Origin of the sequence: Shewanella sp. SP1S2-4 (assembly GCF_031932075.1) — a bacterium.
Classification (GTDB): Bacteria; Pseudomonadota; Gammaproteobacteria; order Enterobacterales; family Shewanellaceae; genus Shewanella; species Shewanella baltica.
The window spans coordinates 31,128-48,483 of record NZ_JAUOET010000008.1; the positions used below are offsets into that span (position 1 = coordinate 31,128).

General features: G+C 47.5%; 13 protein-coding genes. 6 read left to right on the plus strand and 7 right to left on the minus strand.

What is annotated here, in order from left to right:
- Positions 1–91: 91 nt before the first annotated feature.
- Positions 92–1,237: an HlyD family secretion protein gene (locus Q4Q52_RS09875; protein ID WP_311990501.1), complete on the minus strand. Its 1,146-nt coding sequence runs from the start codon at positions 1,235–1,237 to the stop codon at positions 92–94.
- Between the two features lies 1 nt (position 1,238).
- Positions 1,239–1,619 carry a DUF3302 domain-containing protein gene (locus Q4Q52_RS09880; protein WP_106651780.1) on the minus strand — a complete coding sequence of 127 codons (381 nt, stop codon included), beginning with the start codon at positions 1,617–1,619 and terminating at the stop codon, positions 1,239–1,241.
- Positions 1,620–1,885: 266 nt separating this feature from the next.
- Between Q4Q52_RS09880 and purT the strand changes: the two genes are divergently transcribed.
- The 4 genes from purT to Q4Q52_RS09900 all read left to right on the plus strand — a co-directional run bounded on the left by purT (position 1,886) and on the right by Q4Q52_RS09900 (position 9,047).
- Positions 1,886–3,061: a formate-dependent phosphoribosylglycinamide formyltransferase gene (gene purT / locus Q4Q52_RS09885; protein WP_006085805.1), complete on the plus strand. Its 1,176-nt coding sequence runs from the start codon at positions 1,886–1,888 to the stop codon at positions 3,059–3,061.
- Between the two features lie 364 nt (positions 3,062–3,425).
- Positions 3,426–5,150, plus strand: a complete 1,725-nt coding sequence (locus Q4Q52_RS09890; protein WP_311990502.1) for a pseudouridine synthase — start codon at positions 3,426–3,428, stop codon at positions 5,148–5,150.
- Between the two features lie 170 nt (positions 5,151–5,320).
- On the plus strand, positions 5,321–6,781 hold the full coding sequence (locus tag Q4Q52_RS09895; RefSeq protein ID WP_311990503.1) for a DUF3142 domain-containing protein: 1,461 nt from the start codon (positions 5,321–5,323) through the stop codon (positions 6,779–6,781).
- Positions 6,771–9,047: a hypothetical protein gene (locus Q4Q52_RS09900; RefSeq protein ID WP_311990504.1), complete on the plus strand. Its 2,277-nt coding sequence runs from the start codon at positions 6,771–6,773 to the stop codon at positions 9,045–9,047. Before Q4Q52_RS09895 ends, Q4Q52_RS09900 begins: the two co-directional genes overlap by 11 nt.
- A gap of 61 nt (positions 9,048–9,108) precedes the next feature.
- Here the strand turns inward: Q4Q52_RS09900 and Q4Q52_RS09905 are convergent, their stop codons facing one another.
- From Q4Q52_RS09905 to Q4Q52_RS09925, 5 genes are all read right to left on the minus strand, one after another.
- A complete protein-coding gene (locus tag Q4Q52_RS09905; protein ID WP_311990505.1) occupies positions 9,109–10,062 on the minus strand; it encodes a D-2-hydroxyacid dehydrogenase in 954 nt (317 codons plus the stop codon).
- A 35-nt stretch (positions 10,063–10,097) separates the two neighbouring features.
- A complete protein-coding gene (locus tag Q4Q52_RS09910) occupies positions 10,098–10,730 on the minus strand; it encodes a porin family protein (RefSeq protein ID WP_311990506.1) in 633 nt (210 codons plus the stop codon).
- 41 nt (positions 10,731–10,771) lie between these two features.
- Complete coding sequence (djlA, locus tag Q4Q52_RS09915; RefSeq protein WP_311990507.1) at positions 10,772–11,560, minus strand: co-chaperone DjlA; 789 nt, start codon at positions 11,558–11,560, stop codon at positions 10,772–10,774.
- A 69-nt stretch (positions 11,561–11,629) separates the two neighbouring features.
- Complete coding sequence (gene murU / locus Q4Q52_RS09920; RefSeq protein ID WP_311990508.1) at positions 11,630–12,307, minus strand: N-acetylmuramate alpha-1-phosphate uridylyltransferase MurU; 678 nt, start codon at positions 12,305–12,307, stop codon at positions 11,630–11,632.
- Positions 12,304–13,347, minus strand: coding sequence for a phosphotransferase (locus Q4Q52_RS09925; RefSeq protein ID WP_311990509.1), 1,044 nt, complete (start codon positions 13,345–13,347; stop codon positions 12,304–12,306). The genes murU and Q4Q52_RS09925 overlap by 4 nt, the downstream gene beginning before the upstream one ends.
- A gap of 159 nt (positions 13,348–13,506) precedes the next feature.
- On the opposite strand from Q4Q52_RS09925, the gene lptD reads away from it, so the two are divergent.
- Both lptD and surA read left to right on the plus strand, forming a co-directional pair.
- Complete coding sequence (lptD, locus tag Q4Q52_RS09930; protein WP_311990510.1) at positions 13,507–15,804, plus strand: LPS assembly protein LptD; 2,298 nt, start codon at positions 13,507–13,509, stop codon at positions 15,802–15,804.
- 243 nt (positions 15,805–16,047) lie between these two features.
- Positions 16,048–17,352 (plus strand): peptidylprolyl isomerase SurA, encoded by a 1,305-nt coding sequence (gene surA / locus Q4Q52_RS09935; protein ID WP_311990511.1) that lies wholly within the window; start codon positions 16,048–16,050, stop codon positions 17,350–17,352.
- Positions 17,353–17,356: the final 4 nt, after the last annotated feature.

Sequence of the window (17,356 nt, forward strand, 5' to 3'; positions counted from 1 at the left end):
CCACAAAAAAGTCCAGCGAACTGGACTTTACACCAACCTTTACACTGAACTGAGCAAAGCACTCAACAAACAAGATTTAACGGTTTAGGTACTAATGTCCATCAAAAAATAAGTAATTCAACCACCCTTGCATCCTGAGTAATACCTTACGCATTACAGCCACATGATGAAAGTGCTCAGTGTAAATAGCAACTTGACCTGACACTCCAGCAGGGAACTCTTTACGAATAGCATCGTCATCTATATCGATAAGAACAACCACTCGACCATTTTGAAACAGGCGACTGGAGGACGCTAATACGCCACCCATTTGGATCTCACCTTCAGCCATTGCGGGTAGCACTTTCGCCACTTTGCCTTTAAACACTTTCCCTGGCGCGGCATCGAGAATAATCTCGGCCTCATCGCCTTCTTTCAGGCGCAGTAGGGAATTCTGCCAAAAGGCTCCGGCAAAATAACGTTGCTCGTCAGGGATAAAGCTCATCACGGGACGTAATGGTAAAGGCACAGCCATAGCCCCTGAACGGAGCGCCATTTGGGTGACGATACCATCAGCGGGTGCCCGTACTATGGTCTGTTCTAAATCATAGAGTGCGCTCGCTAAATCTCCCTGCAAGCCAGCCACTTTAGTATTAACGCCATCAATATTAGACTCATAGGCGAGCCTCATCCGTAACTCTTCTGATCTAGCGGCAGTTAACTGCGCTTCAGAGGCAAGATACAGTTGGCGTTTATTATCCAATTCTAATGCGGTAAAGGGAGAGTTAGCGCCTCCTTTTCGATGACCGCTTTCATAGCGTTCATAGGCGGATTTATTGCGATCTTTATCAGCATTGACTCGCTCAACATTAGCTTTAGCCGATTCCAATGCGGCGGCGAGCTGTGGCACTTCTAACTCGGCAGCGACTAACGCGGCACGCTTACGCTTTACTACGGCCTCAAAGGGGGTGGAATCAATTCGGAAAAGTACATCTCCTTGTTTAACAGGAGTATTTGGCTGCACTTCAACACGAGTCACTAACCCTTTTACCGCAGGGGTAATAGGAATGGTGACAAAATATTCCCGAGCAAAACGTGAATAAGGATGGTTATAGTTCATTAGCAGTATTAAGGCACCAATGAGCACCACGCCCCCCAAAACGGCAGTAGGCACAGTCCATTTAGTCAGCGGGATTTTAAACACTTTAAAAATAACAATACAGATGGCGGCATAGGTCAGTATCAGCAATAGATCCATTTTAGACCTCGACTTTATTGGTAGTATTCGGCTCTTCAACAGCGGCGCTTGCTTGTTCTAATTGCTCAAGTCTCGCTTGTAACGCTATTACCGTCTGACGTAAAGTGCCCACATCCTCCTCTAACGCCTGTTCTCGTTTCATCACAGTACCAAATCCCCAGCCACGATCTTCTCGATATAAGGTGGCCCAGATCCATAAAAATGGCCAAATAGCATGTAACGTAAATAAACTCACCCACCCAGCAATATGCAGGGCATCTTGCTGTGGGTGATTACGCTTTTTGGCAATTTCGTATGGAATATCATGGATAGCAATCACACCATAAAAAATAACGACAACCACAAAAAATAAAATCCCTAACGCAAAGTAGTCTAAAAACATTTGAATCCCCTCAATCATCATGATCACTAATCAAACAAACACAGTTGAATATCTCAAGGCTAAAATTAACAACTAAACAACATTATAGAACAACAAAAAACAATCACTTCCAGCCAAGTCAAATTGAATCGTGTTAACACCAAACCCAGTGATCTAAAGCACACTTGTTTATTTACATCATGCTCTAATGTGCCGTTCGCGTTAAACTCATGGCTAAATTGCGCGCCATGACGCAATCCCTACAACTGCGAATAAAGGAATCACACATGATAGGCACTCCCTACACTGAGGGCGCACGACGCGCCATGTTGCTCGGCTGCGGTGAACTTGGCAAAGAAGTGGCCATTGAACTGCAACGCTTAGGCGTTGAAGTGATTGGCGTTGATCGTTACGCCAACGCCCCCGCCATGCAAGTCGCGCATCGCTCCCATGTGATCAATATGCTCGATGCCAACGCCCTGCGTGCAGTTATCGAGTTAGAAAAACCGCACTTAGTTATCCCAGAGATTGAAGCCATCGCCACCCAAACCTTAGTGGACATGGAAGCCGAAGGGGTAAATATCATCCCGACAGCCCGGGCGACTAAACTCACTATGGACAGAGAAGGCATTCGTCGCCTCGCCGCTGAGACCTTAGGTTTACCTACTTCTCCGTATTTTTTCTGCGATACTGAAACCGAATTTAATCAAGCAATTAGCGAAATCGGTGTGCCCTGTGTGGTTAAGCCAGTCATGAGCTCATCGGGCAAAGGTCAGAGCGTTATTCGCGATATCGCCCTCAGCCATAAAGCATGGCAATACGCCCAAGAAGGTGGCCGCGCTGGCGGCGGGCGCGTGATAGTGGAAGGTTTTATTCCCTTTGATTATGAAATCACCCTGTTAACCATTAGCGCAGTCAATGGCATTCATTTTTGTGCGCCGATTGGCCACAGACAAGAAGATGGCGATTACCGTGAGTCATGGCAGCCACAAGCCATGTCCGATGAAGTGCTAGCAAAATCCCAAGCGATTGCGAGCAAAGTCGTCGAAGCCCTTGGCGGTTATGGATTATTTGGCGTAGAGCTGTTTGTTAAAGGCCATGAAGTGTATTTCTCTGAGGTCTCACCAAGGCCACATGACACAGGTCTAGTGACACTCATCAGCCAAGACTTATCGGAATTTGCCCTGCATGTTAGAGCCATTCTGGGTCTGCCAATCCCCAATATCCATCAGCATGGGCCAAGCGCCTCGGCGGTGATTTTGGCCGAAGGCACCTCAAGCAATATTCGCTACCAAGGTATTGCCGCTGCATTAGAGGCGGTCAACACTCAACTCAGATTATTTGCCAAACCCGACATTGATGGCCGCCGCCGCTTAGGTGTCGCGCTTGCCCGTGATATCGATATCGACAGCGCAGTCAGCAAAGCACTCGATAGCGCCAGTAAAGTGAAGGTCATCTTTTAAGCGGGTTTAGCTGCTTAAAATTGGCTTCAAGCACAAGCTACAAATCAAAGGGAAATGCGCTTCAACGCCATTTCCCTTTTTCAATGCACACAGTACAGCATCCAGAACCTTTACCAATAAAAAGTGACCCACCCAAACCGACAGAGTAAACTAGCACCCTTGTCTTGTGGCCTAAGATTGCACGCTAAGCAGAACAAGCCCTGTGGTACGAGTTTAATTTCGGGCGAGTTGTTCAGAGTAATTTATTGCGAGCGCTGATTAAGACGATTGATTTCGAGCTGTGGCTTAATTCGAGCGTGATCTAAGTAAACTCCAGCAGCAAAAAAACCATTAGTAATAGAAACCAATAGTAGTAGAAATCCATATGCAGCTTCAGCCTTCTTGCTTTACCTCTTTCACACAAGCCATTGATGCCTATGCCCTGCCGCAACGTTTTACTTTTCCTTTCTATTACGAACCGCATCCATTATGCGTGCTTGCAGCCAACGAATTACAACACCACCTCGAGACTCAGCACGACTGGCAACATAACTTTGGCCTAACGGGTGAGTTAACTGGCGCCATTGGCAAGATGTTCGGCGTATTGCTGGTACAAAATCCGCAAGGTGAAGTCGGCTATTTATCTGCATTTTCGGGCAAATTAGCCGAGCAAAACCATTGGCCACGCTTTGTTCCACCTGTGTTTGATATGCTGGCTAAGGACAATTTTTTCCACGCCGAAAATCTGCAAATCAACCAAATTAACGAGCAGCTGTTTGCAGTAGAAAACCATCCCGACATTCCGAGGCTATCAACCGAGCTAGAAACTGAACAAGCTCAAGCGCAAGCCGAACTTGACGCCCACAGACAAGTGATGATCGATAGCCGCCAATCTCGCAAGGCGCAGCGTAATCAACTCGCAGCCCAATTGGCTGCCAATCCGACTGATGAGACCTTGCGTGAAAACGCAATAACTGAAGCAAAGCTCAGCCAGGAAAGCATCAGTGAAAAGAATCAGTTAAGAGATATTAAACGCTATTGGGATGAACGTATTCATACCATCAGCCAAGCGCTAAGCCAACTGACAGATGAGCGCGATGCGTTACGACAACAGCGTAAGCGGCTCTCGGCGGCGCTGCAGCAAAAGCTGTTTGAGCAGTATCGATTTCTCAATATTAAAGGCACAGAAAAGAGTCTGAACGGCATATTTAATGGCACGGTTGAGTTAACCCCGCCCGCAGGCTCGGGCGAATGTGCCGCGCCTAAGTTGTTACATTACGCCTTTAAACATGACCTTAAACCATTGGCGATTGCCGAGTTTTGGTGGGGCGCGCCGCCAAAATCAGAAATCCGCCAGCATAAGCAGTTTTATCCCGCCTGCCTGCGAAAATGCCAACCTATTCTTGGACATATGCTCGAAGGACTCGTGGTTGATGAGAATCCTCTGCTTACCAACCCCGCCGAAGGCAAAACCTTAGCCATCCTCTACCAAGACGATGCGATGGCGATTGTGAATAAACCCGCCGAGTTTTTATCCGTGCCCGGCAAAGAAATTGAAGACTCAGTGTATTCGCGTATGCGCCAAACCTTCCCCCATACCACAGGGCCACTTATCGTCCATCGACTCGATATGTCGACCTCGGGATTAATGGTGATCGCGCTGACAAAAGAGGCCCATAAACAGCTGCAAAAACAATTTATCCAGCGCACTGTGACTAAACGTTATGTAGCACTTTTAGCGGGAATGCCTGCGGTAATGGCAAATAAGCAGGCGACGGGTCACATCTCTTTACCCTTGCGTGGCGATTTAGACGATAGACCGAGACAACTCGTTTGCCACGAGTTTGGTAAAGCAGCCGAAACCCATTGGGAATTGAGCCAACTTGATGAAATGGCACGTACAGCCCGCGTATATCTGTATCCAAAAACAGGCAGAACCCATCAACTCAGGGTTCACTGCGCCCACTCAGAGGGGCTAAATACACCGATTGTCGGTGACGACCTCTACGGCACTCGCGCCAATCGCCTGCATCTGCATGCGGATTTATTGATGCTTCAGCATCCCGTTACCCGTGAACGGATGCGCTTTCAGGTCGATCCTGATTTTTGAGACCTGAGTTCTATATTGATTAACAAGGCACCAAAGGAAGAACCAAGCTTAGGGCGTGATATCTGTGCTTGAAGACTAAGATTTGATGCAGGCTCTTTGACCGCAATGTAAAAGCGGGCTTTTTCGGGCATAGTAATGCCTCACTCAAAAACGGAACCGATAGCAATACTATGGGCATAGGCAATCTGGTTAAAAACATTAGCCGAAATCAATGGCTGTTATTCGCTTTGCTGAGCACCACTCTATTCGTAAGCGCCTGTCAGCCCGCATCGGAACCGAGTGAACTCAAGACAACCCCAGATGCCAGTCATACAGCAGAAGTCACCTCAGCAACCGCAATGCCTCGTGCTCCGCTCACCCAGGAAGTCTATATCTGGCAGCGCCAATGGCGCCCCGCCAATCAAACGGCATTAGTGCAAAGCCAAGGAGCATTCCAAGGATTGCGCATTTTAGCGCTGCAAGCACATCCAAAACCCAATGGCGCAGACATTTGGTTTGAAGTCGCGGTCAATCATGCTTGGCTACAGGCAGATCCTAGACCCAAAATCGCCGTGATTCGCTTAGATGGTCAGTTCGTGCATTTAAATGATGAACAAGTGATCCGTAAAATCAGCCAAGTACTGACAGATTGGCAGGCAAAAGGCACGCACATAGCCGGAGTTGAAATCGATCACGACAGCGCTAGCAGCAAACTGCCCGCCTATCGGGATTTTCTTAAAAAGCTTAAAGCGCAGTTACCTGCTGACCTTAAACTCAGCATTACCGCCCTGCCCGCTTGGCTCAATAGCGCCAATTTCCCCGCATTACTCACCAATATCGATGAACTCGTGCTGCAAATTCACAGCGTGAGCGACCCACGCCTCGGGCTATTCGATGCGACTCAAGGTTGGCAGTGGGTGCAGCAACTTTCAAATATCAGCACTGTGCCTTACCTTATTGCACTCCCCGCCTATGGTTCGGCGGTCATCAGTACAGCTTCAGGTTATAAAGTTGAAAGTGAAACACCGCTGCGCGATCAACTCAAATCAGTCAATGTAGTACAGGAACTGATGGCCGAACCTCTAGTATTACAAGCCTTTGTGCAAAAACTACACACTCAAAAAGATGCCAAACTCAGAGGCATTATCTGGTTTCGGCTGCCGCTGGAAGGGGATAAAAGAGTTTGGCCACTCAACACCTTAATCGCCGTTGCGCAGCAAGGTAAACTTGCCTCCAAGATTGAACTAGTGATCTCAAGCGATAACGATACCCAAATGACATTAGCCACTGAAAATAAGACTAAAAACCAAGAAATCCTCAAGCCACAGCTATTCCAACTGAGCTTAATTAATCGCGGTAATATTGCTGGCGACATTCCCGCGACTTTGTCCCTAGCGGGACAAGCTTGCAGCGGGTATGATGCGCAAAATGGCTATCGCGTAATTCAAAAAAATGGGCTGTTGGTCTGGCAGTGGCGAGCTGACAATACCGCCGCGTTGGCGCCGACTGAAACAGCTCCAAGCGCGACGAACATGCCAATGCCGCAAGCAAACAAACAAACTCAAAAACACATGCTCAACCCTGGCGGCCAGAAAGTGATAGGCTGGGCACGTTGTGAGTCATTATATTTACAGGGAATTTATGCGCCATAAGCCAAAATCATCATCCACAATGGCAACATCCAATCGGGCTTTTATGCTTAAAAAGACCACACTTATCTGTTTAAGCCTATTTTCGCCAATGCTCTTGGCCTGCGGCCCCGATTTCCCTTTGCAATTGACTCAAGACAGGCAAAGTAATCTCAGTTATTTACCGCAAACCTCTTTCAGCCAGCAGCTTACCGCCCTCGCAAAACCTTTGCCTTGGCAGTATCAAGATGCGCCAGCCGCGCAGGAATATCTGTGGGATGAAGTGCATAGCCGTTATCTGTCACAAACTCGCGCTTTTGAAAACAGCGAATTAAGTGAAGCCCATTTGATCTTAGTGAACACACTAAGGGATGCGACAGGCCCAATCGAGGCCGAACAAATGGCTGCGAAGTTGGATAAGGATCTGCCCCAAGCGCTGACCTGGTACACCTTAGGCGCCGTGGCGTTTGAGGCAAAGGATTATGATAGAGCGAGTCACTATTTCAGCAAAATCATTCAATTACCAGAAAGTGAACGCGCATCTCGCAGCCTGTGGGCACTCTATTCGCTGTCGCGTATTGAGCTTATCTTAAGTAAAACCTCGGCGGATCCAGAGCACTTTAATCGTGCCAACGCTTACCTGACTCAATTGCAAGCCGAAGTCACCCAAGGCACCGCCGATCCCCTGCGTTTGAGCTTAGCAAGCCTGGGCGAGCAAGCCTATATTCTGCTTCACCAAGGCCTACCGCAAATAGCCAATCAAAGTGCAGATGATACTGAGCTACAAATGATGCTTAACCCTGATGCACTGAATAAGGCGATTGAGCTCTATGCCACCCAATCAGTACAGGGCGATAGCGGCGGTTATGATTCTTTATTGATGTTAAGCCGCACCTTGATGGGGAAAGACATTGCTGAGCTGAAACCGTTGCTGCAACAGACAAGCGTGCAGCAGTTATTGATTGCCTATTGGCAAAGCAGCACCAATGAATTTGCCTACGATGGCCAGCTTTCAGAAATGGGCTCAAAGGTAGCTGAAATCCTCAAAGTGTTTCCAACCGATGGTTTACAGCTCAACCATGGCGATAAATTAGCGGCAATTTATTACCAGTTAGGGGATTACGCTAGTGCTGAGCGCCTATTGACGCTCGCGAAACCCAGCGGCCTCACTTGGTGGCTAACCGCTAAATTAATGCTACAAAAGGGCGATCAAGCAGAGGCGGCCAAGGCCTATGCTCAGGCGGCGCGTCACTTCCCCAAACAATCCAATGAAGCATTAGCAACAGTTGATGCCAAAGAGACTCAGCAGCAAGCCATTAATGCCGATGAAGATAAAGCCACTTACTGCCGTATTCGCGCTGAGCAAGGCGTGTTATCCCTAGAGCGCGGCGAATATGTCGATGCGCTCAATCACTTACTCGCCAGCGGCGACGAATACTGGCAAGACATCGCCTATGTGGCGGAGCGCGTGCTCACCACGGCTGAACTTAAGTTATTTGTCGATGAGCATGTGCCGCTTATCGCCTTCGAATACCCTAAAGATAGCGACTGGTACGATAACATTGAGCCGATTAACAATCGCTTACGCTATTTACTGGGCCGCAGATTATTACGTGAAGGCGCAATCGCCGAAGCGCCCACTTATTTCCCTAATCCTAATCTTAATGCCAGCGCCCTTGCCTACGGCACTGAGCTGAACGCGGCGAAAAATGCAACAGGCATTGATAGCGCTAAGGCCTATTGGGCTGCTGCCGAACTTGCCCGCCATCAAGGTATGGAAATTTTAGGGTTTGAATTAGCCCCGGATTACTCTATATACCAAGGGGTATTCGATCTAAGCGATTGGAATGAACCGAGCAAATTGGCCGAAAAAGAACAGTTGCGGTTAAGCGCCAGCCAAGCCGTTCCCGATAAACGCTTTCATTATCGTTACACGGCGGCGGAACTGGCCAACAAGGCATCGGATCATGTTCCCCACAACAGCCAAGCCTATGCCGCGCTACTCTGCCAAGCGACTGGATGGATATTGTATCGAGATCAAGAACTTGCCCTACGCTACTACAAAAAATACGTCGCCAACGGCCCCTTTGTGCCTTGGGCCGAAAACTTTGGTATGCAGTGTGAAACGCCCGATTTTGACGGGGCAGAAAAACGAGCACAGGCCCATGAAATTGCAGAATGGAACGCCCTGTATCACAAGCTGAAAAAGCCCGTCGTATTTGGCGTATTAGCCATCACGGGCTTATTGGGTGTGTGGTGGGTGCGTAGAAGAAAGACTAAAAATAACTAACCATTCAGGTCTTTCTCTCTTAACGTCGATATGATGAAAAGAGAGAAAGACGCATACCGCTTTACTTGTTCACACAGTTACTCACTTCACCCTGCAAATAACCGTGCACATTCGCCACGGCAATATTGAGTAGACTTTGTCTCGCTTCCTTAGTCGCCCACGCATTATGGGGACTAATGCTGATATTCGGCGCATGCAACAAGGGATTATCCGCGCTGGGCGGCTCGGTCGATAATACATCGACACCGGCAAATAAGCAGTTTTGCAAAAGCGCAGCAGCAAGCGCGGCCTCATCAATTAATCCACCGCGCGCCGTATTAATAAGCAGCGCATTAGGCTTCATCAAAGCAAGAGTTTGTTGATTGATAAATTGCTCAGTTTCAGGGGTAAGTGGGCAATGCAGCGAGATAATATCTGATTCGCTCAGCACAGTATCACGCGGTACCCAAGTGGCACCTTGGGGCAAGTCTTTGATAACTGAGCGCGTATTGACGAGCACTTTCATCCCAAATGCAAGGGCGAGCGTCCCAACCTGCTGGCCAATATCACCGTAACCTATTAAGCCTAAAGTCTTGCCTTTTAAGGATTGCAGCGGCATTAAGGTGAAACAAAAATCTTGGCAGTTCACCCACTGACCATCAACCACAGCTTGATGATGGGCAGCCACGGCTTGGGTGTGATGCAGTATATGGGCAAACACCATCTGCGCTACGGCATCGGGCGCATAGGCGGGCACATTCGTAACCACTATGCCTTGCGCTTTAGCTGCCGCTATATCAACAACGTTAGTACCCGTTGCCAATACGCCTATGTATTTCAGTGCCGGAAGTTGCGCCAGAGTCTTAGCATTAAGCGGCGTTTTATTGGTGAGAATGATCTCAGCGCCTTGGGCACGTGCGACAATATCAGCGCCAGCGGTGCGGGGAAAACACGCAAACTCGCCTAATTCAGTCAAGGATTGCCAACTGAGATCGCCAGGATTTAAAGTTTCGCCATCGAGTACTACTATCTTCATGTCGCTAAATCTCCTTTTAAAACGATGTGTTAGTGCTAAAAGCTGACTTTGAGCCCAAGGTTAGCCTGCGCCTGCCACATCACATCCGACGTAATGTGCCATAGGCATTCATCTTCATTGCAAAACAACGAACTGTCGCTGTTGATAAACGTCGCGTAACCGCGGATATCTGCAAACAAACCAAAGTGTTGAGTGACTTGATACTCTACCCCACCGCCAATCCCCATAGAGAAACGCGTTTCACTCGACCAAGCGTCAGGCAGCATGCGGGTGATCCCTGCACTTGCGGTGACGTAGGGTCGAATATCGCCACGGGGGAAATATAAAGTGCCACCTAAGTGGATATAATCTAAGTCTAACGAGGTAAGACGATCGGGCGTAAACAAACCGCCACTTTTGAGTTCAGAGGCTTGGTGACTGTATAAAAGATAAATATTACCGGGATCATTCGTGCCAATGCCCAGCATCAGGCCGTAATGGCTTGATTCCTCGACCTTCACATTTTTCTTGTCGCCCGTTTGATCTGCGTTGATGTCAATTTGATTAACATCAAATTGACCGCCACCCAGACTATAACCGCCAAAAGGTGCGACAAACACCTCGGCCTGCGTGGACATAGTCACAGGGAGCAAACTCGCCAACAGCAATAGGCTATACGTGTTTTTCATAATGAATTCCTTATCTTTTACACAATCCAAAGCAATCAAGACTAACGCATACCGCGCTCAGACTTGACTCTGTCATAGGCCGCTTGAATATCCTGTGCCTTACGATTTGCCAACTCCATCATTTCCGGCGGCAATCCCTTAGCGACTAACTTATCGGGATGATGTTCGTTCATCAACTTACGGTAAGCTCGCTTAACTTCTTGGTCGCTGGCTTCGTTAGTAATCCCCAGCAAACTGTAAGCATCGGTAATCGATGTTTTGTTGCCACCTGAGGACTGATGAAAGCGAAACTCCGCCTGCCAGCGCTTCAGTAATTCATCTAACTGTGCTCGACCATAACCTAACTCTTGGGCAATCGTCATCAAGATAGCGTGTTCAGCGGGATCCAGTTCACCGTCGGACAATGCCGTTTGGATCTGAATTTCGATGAACATCTGCACTAACTCTTTGCGGCCCATGGTAATAACACGGAAAGCTTGTAGGCTGCTACGCAGATCAAAATCCGCCGATTTCCCCTCGCGAAACGCCTGCTGCGCTTCTTTACGGGCTTCACCAGTTAAGCGCATTTGATCCATTAACAAGGTCGCGATGCGAATATCGGTTTCAGTCACCTGTCCCGACGCTTTCGCCACATGCCCCATCACCGCAAAGGTGGTATTAAAGAAGATAGCTTGGCGATTCTTAGCCTGCCCTAGCACTTGTCGAAACCCCACGCCAGAAGCCGCGCGCTTATCGTAAAGATGACCGAGCCACAAACCTAGCAGTGCACCAAAAATACGGCCGAACATAAAACCAATGACAAATCCAAAAAACTTACCCCAAAGCCGCATCTTATTTCCTGATTTCTATTATGTATTTGATGTGCCAGCGAAATCCTATGGATAAGCCAACACGGATATTTAGGTATTGCTTTGTAATCTGAGTTCGAGCCCTTGCAAGCGTGCTATCGTGCCAACATCGCACCAAAGTCCCTCAAACAGCCCGCCACTGACTCGGCCTTGAGCCATTTGTGCTCTCAACAACGGACCGAGTGCAAACGCCCCCTGCGGCGTCTGATTAAACAGCGACGGCCGATAAATGCCCATGCCAGAGAAAGTGTACTTAGTCTCACCAAGCTCCTGCACTCGATTGCCATCCAAGGCGAAATCGCCATTTGGATGCTGCTCAGGATTAGGCACTAGCCAGAGATGGGCGAGCGTATCGGCAGCAAGTTCAGTCATTGTCGGTAAGGCATCGATAAACACATCACCATTAATGACCCAAAAGGGTTCATCACTTTCACCCTCACACAATAAAGGCAAAGCCCGTTTAATGCCGCCGCCGGTTTCAAGCGCACTCTCTTCGGCGCTATAGCGAATTCGCACCCCAAAAGCGCTACCATCGCCCAGCGCCTCGACTAATTTATGTCCTAGCCAAGCATGGTTGATGACGATATCGACTATGCCTAACGCAGCAAGTTTTTCAATATGATAAACAATCAACGGTTTACCTAATACTGGCACCATAGGTTTAGGCATATTGTCCGTTAACGGCCGTAACCTCTCACCTCGTCCGGCGGCCAAGATCATGGCTTTCATTGCTTAACCTCAGATAAAGACTGGCTAGCTGTAAACGCAGGCAACACGCGACGAGTCAACCAGTGTGCAAATGGCACGAGTTCGGGATACTGCATGGCGATGTCGACAATATACGTTAATGTCAGTGGAATATCCGCCATATAGGCAGGTTTACTGTCGCGATAATTTAACCGTGCAAAAATCCCCACCGCCTTGATGTGTCGCTGCAAGCCCATGAGATCAAACCAAGTTTGATATTGCTCAACGGGGGTCTGTGTGGGAATGAAGCCTAGCGCGAGTGCTTGCTGATAATGGTATTGCATCAAGTCTGCGACTAACGGCTGCGGCCAGCGAATATAACAATCACGCAATAGCGATACCGCGTCGTAGGTCACAGGGCCGACGACAGCATCCTGAAAATCAATTACGCACAATTCGCCTGCTTGCAGCATAAGATTGCGGCTATGGAAATCCCTATGCATCCCCACGCTAGGCTGAGATAGCGCATTGTCGACAAGCAGATCGAAGCTATCGCTTAGCATTTGCAGCTCCGACTCGTCCAATGACAAATTAAGATGAGTGCCGAGTAGCCACTCAGTAAAGATGTGCAATTCACGGCGAACAAAGGCTTCATCGTACAGAGGTAAGGACTGAACTAGGCCGCTATCAAGATGCTGACTTGCAACCACAGAAGCCACTTGCGGCAGTAAATCGAGCGCCTGACGATAATAGTCAGCCACGTTTTGCACGTTAAGCACTGATAACAGCTGGGTATCGCCTAAGTCGCTCATCAGCATAAAACCTTGAGCAGCGTCGGCATGGATCACTTTTGGAACTGTCAATCCCACGGCGGCATAGGCATTAGATAAAGCGATAAAGGGTGCGATAGGCACCAGTTGTGGCGGTGAATCGGCGGCGATAAAGGTGGCATCGGGCGTCGTGATCCGAAAGTAACGTCTAAAACTTGCGTCACCGGAAATCAATACTGGTGTCACCTCATCGGAAAAATATGCATTCAGCCACTGATTTAGGGAAAGAAATCTCGGATCGGATAAAGTCATTTCATGGCTCTTAAAGAAAAATTGCTTTATTATAGCTGGCATATAATTTGGAAACAGCTAAGAAATTGAGAGATTTATTAAGCGGTGTTGCGTTTGTAAATTGCAACTTTCCCCATCCATACTTGTCCAGAATAAGAAATCATAATTACTGACCTAAAGATGCAGATCCGATACCTTCTGGCCCTGAGCCTGTTACCGCAATTAGTCCTGGCAGACGACTCTCCAACCGCTTCGGCATCTCAATGCTTAATCGAACCGCCAGTACCCCGTATCGTATCTCAAACCCAAGGGATGAGTGCGGCTGAACTCAACAAAATTCGTATTGTCTCTGATAACTCTGATGCAGAAATGGGCAAACAAGCCATTTTCCGTGGGGATGTGGTTTTTAGCCAAGGCGATAGACACATAGCAGCCGATGAGGCGATTCTAGATCAAGCGACTGAACAGTTTGATGCCAATGGTAATTTAGTTTTTCAAGACAGTAACTTCACTGTTACCGCCGAATCATTGCAAGCTCAAATGCGATCCAATCGTGCCACCCTTAAAGGGGCACAATATTGGCTGCATGGCCAACAGGTCCATGGCGATGCCGAAAAACTGCAGATCACCATCAATAACAATTTAATTTTAACCAATACTAACTTCACGACTTGTCCTCCCGACAATGTGTCTTGGCTGCTCGAAGCCGAAAAAATTAAGATCAACAGTGAAGAAGAATGGGGCGAAATTTGGAATGCCAAATTAAGAGTCGGCGGTGTGCCGGTATTCTACATTCCCTATATGACAGTGCCGGTTTCTGATAAACGTAAGTCGGGTTTCCTCTACCCCAGCTTTAGCACCAGTACTACCAATGGCGTCGAATTTTCAGCGCCCTATTACTGGAACATTGCCCCTGAATATGATTTAACCTTTACACCTAACTATATGTCTAACCGTGGATTATTCACTAAGACTGAGTTTGGTTATCTAGCCGGTGATGCCCAGAAAGGCCGAGTCAATTTTGAATACCTTGGCAACGATCAATTGATCAGTGGTAGTCCTAATCGCTACCTGTATAACTGGCAACATCAAGGGGCTATCGACAAAAATTGGCGTGTTTTAGCTAATTTTACTGACGTGTCAGACAACAACTATTTCAATGACTTAAAGTCAGATGTGAACCGTGCTACCGACAACCAATTGTCGCGCATAGGTGAAATCAGCTACTTCGAAAGTAACTGGGATATCAGCACTCGAGTCCAAGACATTAAAGTACTCGGTGAAGATGAAAAACCGTATCAGGTGATGCCTCAAGTCAACTTTAACTATCGCGCCGCCGATTTCTGGAACAATTTAGATTTTGGCTTTAATTCAGAGCTGACGAATTTTGCCCATCAAGACAACAATGTAAATACGGCGACGCGTTTACATATGGCGCCGAGCGTGACCCTACCAATTCACGGACCTTCGGGCTCACTCACCAGCCAAGTGAAGCTGATGCAAACTAATTATTGGCAACAGAATAACAATCCTAATGAAGAACTAGACGACACGGTAAGCCGTACCATTCCGCAGGTACGGATTAATGGTCAGATTAACTTCGAGCGTTTTACTGAGCTTTTCGATGAAAACTATCGCCAAACACTGGAACCGCAATTCCAATATCTTTATGTTGGCTACGAAGACCAACGCGGCATAGGAATTTACGATACGGCCCAATTACAGGATGACTATTTTGGTCTATTCCGTGATCGCCGCTTCTCGGGGCTAGATCGTATTTCCGATGCGAACCAAGTCACACTAGGTGTTACCACGCGTATCTTTGACAGTCATAACCAAGAGGCGACTAAATTCAGCCTAGGGCAAATTTTTTACCTGCAAGACAGTAAAGTCGGCTACGAAGACAATATTTTTGAATCAAATCAATCGACATCTGTACTCGCTGCCGAGTTAGATACCCGTTTGACGAATGATTGGTACATGGGTGCGGCGATTCAATACGACACCAACACCAGTGAAAATAAAAAAACGGAAGTCACCTTAGATTTCAGACCCGAAGCGAACAAATTGCTGCAATTTAGCTATCGCTACGTCCCCGATTTATTGAACTCCAATACCAATGATACTGTGAACATCTCCCAAGCGGGCGTTCGTGGCGCTTGGCCCATCAGTGACGATCTCTACTTCGTGGGTAATTGGTATTATGACTTAAACGAAAGCCGCAGCATTGAAACCTACACAGGTATTCAATACGAATCATGTTGTTATGCGGTGCGATTTAGTTATCACTATCGCATTAAAACTAACTATGACGACAACATAGGCTCTGCAGTTATCGACTCCCGTGAGCAGTTTGAAAGCGGCTTCTACCTGAATTTAGTCATTAAAGGACTCGGTGGTTCTGGCCCATTAGGCGTAACCGATATGCTCAATGACGGCCTGTTTAACTACAGAAAACCGCTTTATCTGAGGAATTAGCAAAGAATTGTGATAGATTGCTGAACCTCAACAAGGACTGAGAGTCCAAACAGGTTAATGAGTGCTTTATCGTTTGCCTTTTGCTAACGCTAATAAAAGCGGATCCTTCAGGTTTAACCATGCACTCAAATGCATCGCCAAAAAATTACATTAGGGCAACTCGCTGTAATTTCGATATAAATGGTAAAGTTATTTCAATTAAGCCGTCGAACCTGACCTTAGAACGTGCCAAGGATTTTGTGGATGAAACCCAGTAAACATCTGATTTTTGCTTTATTTGCACTCGCTATCAGCCAACCTACATTGGCCGCACCACAGCCACTCGACCGCGTTGCGGTCCAAATTAACGACGGCATAGTGCTCGAAAGTGAAATCACTAACATGATTGACACTGTTAAAGCCAATGCCAAAACGGCAAACCAATCGTTACCTTCTGACAGTGCCCTGCGCACTCAGGTGATTGAACGTTTGATTTTGACCCGTTTACAACTGCAAATGGCAGATCGTATTGGCCTGCATATTGGTGACTTACAATTAGACCAAGCGATTGAAAACATCGCACGCGAACAAAAAATATCTGTGGCGCAGATGCAACAGAAAATTGAAAGCGAAGGGTTAAGCTTCAGCCAATACCGCGAGCAGTTGCGCGAAGAAATCACCTTAGGTGAAATTCAACGTATTCAAGTACAACGTCGTATCCAAGTGTCACCACAGGAAATTACTAGCCTAGTCAAACTCATCCAAGAACAAGGGATGAAAGATGTGGAATACCAAATTGGCCACATCCTGATTGACGTGCCAAATAATCCTACCAGTGAACAACTGGAATCCTCGAGCAAACGTGCCAATATCGTTTTGGAGCGTTTAAAGAGTGGTGAAGATTTCCGTCGTACTGCTATCGCATCTTCTTCGGGCCCTAAAGCACTCGAAGGCGGTATTTGGGACTACATGAACATCAACGAAATGCCAACCCTGTTCGCCGAAGTGATCAACGGTGCGAAAACGGGTGACATTATCGGCCCGATTAAGAGTGGTGCAGGTTTCCATATCATTAAGATCATGGAGGCTCGCGGCCTACAAACCAAAGAAATTGAAGAAGTCAGAGCGCGCCACATTTTGCTCAAACCATCGCCAATTTTGTCGGAAGATCGTGCTAAAGCCATGCTTGAGCAATTCCTGAAGCAAATTCGCTCAGGTGAAGCTAAGTTTGAAGACCTAGCGCGTCAATATTCTGAAGATCCAGGTTCAGCCACTAAAGGCGGCGAATTAGGTTGGGCAGAGCCAAGCATTTACGTGCCAGAGTTCGCTCAAACCCTTAACAGTTTAAAAACCGACCAGATCAGCGAGCCATTCCGTACCACTCACGGTTGGCACATTACCCAGTTAGAAGAACGCAGAAAAACCGATGCCACGGATCAGTTCAACAGTAACCGTGCGCACCAGTTGATCTTCCGTCGCAAATTTAACGAAGAACTGCAAAACTGGCTAGACGAAATGCGTTCAGACGCATACATTGAAATCTTCCAGCCAGAGACCAATCGAGGTTAATGTT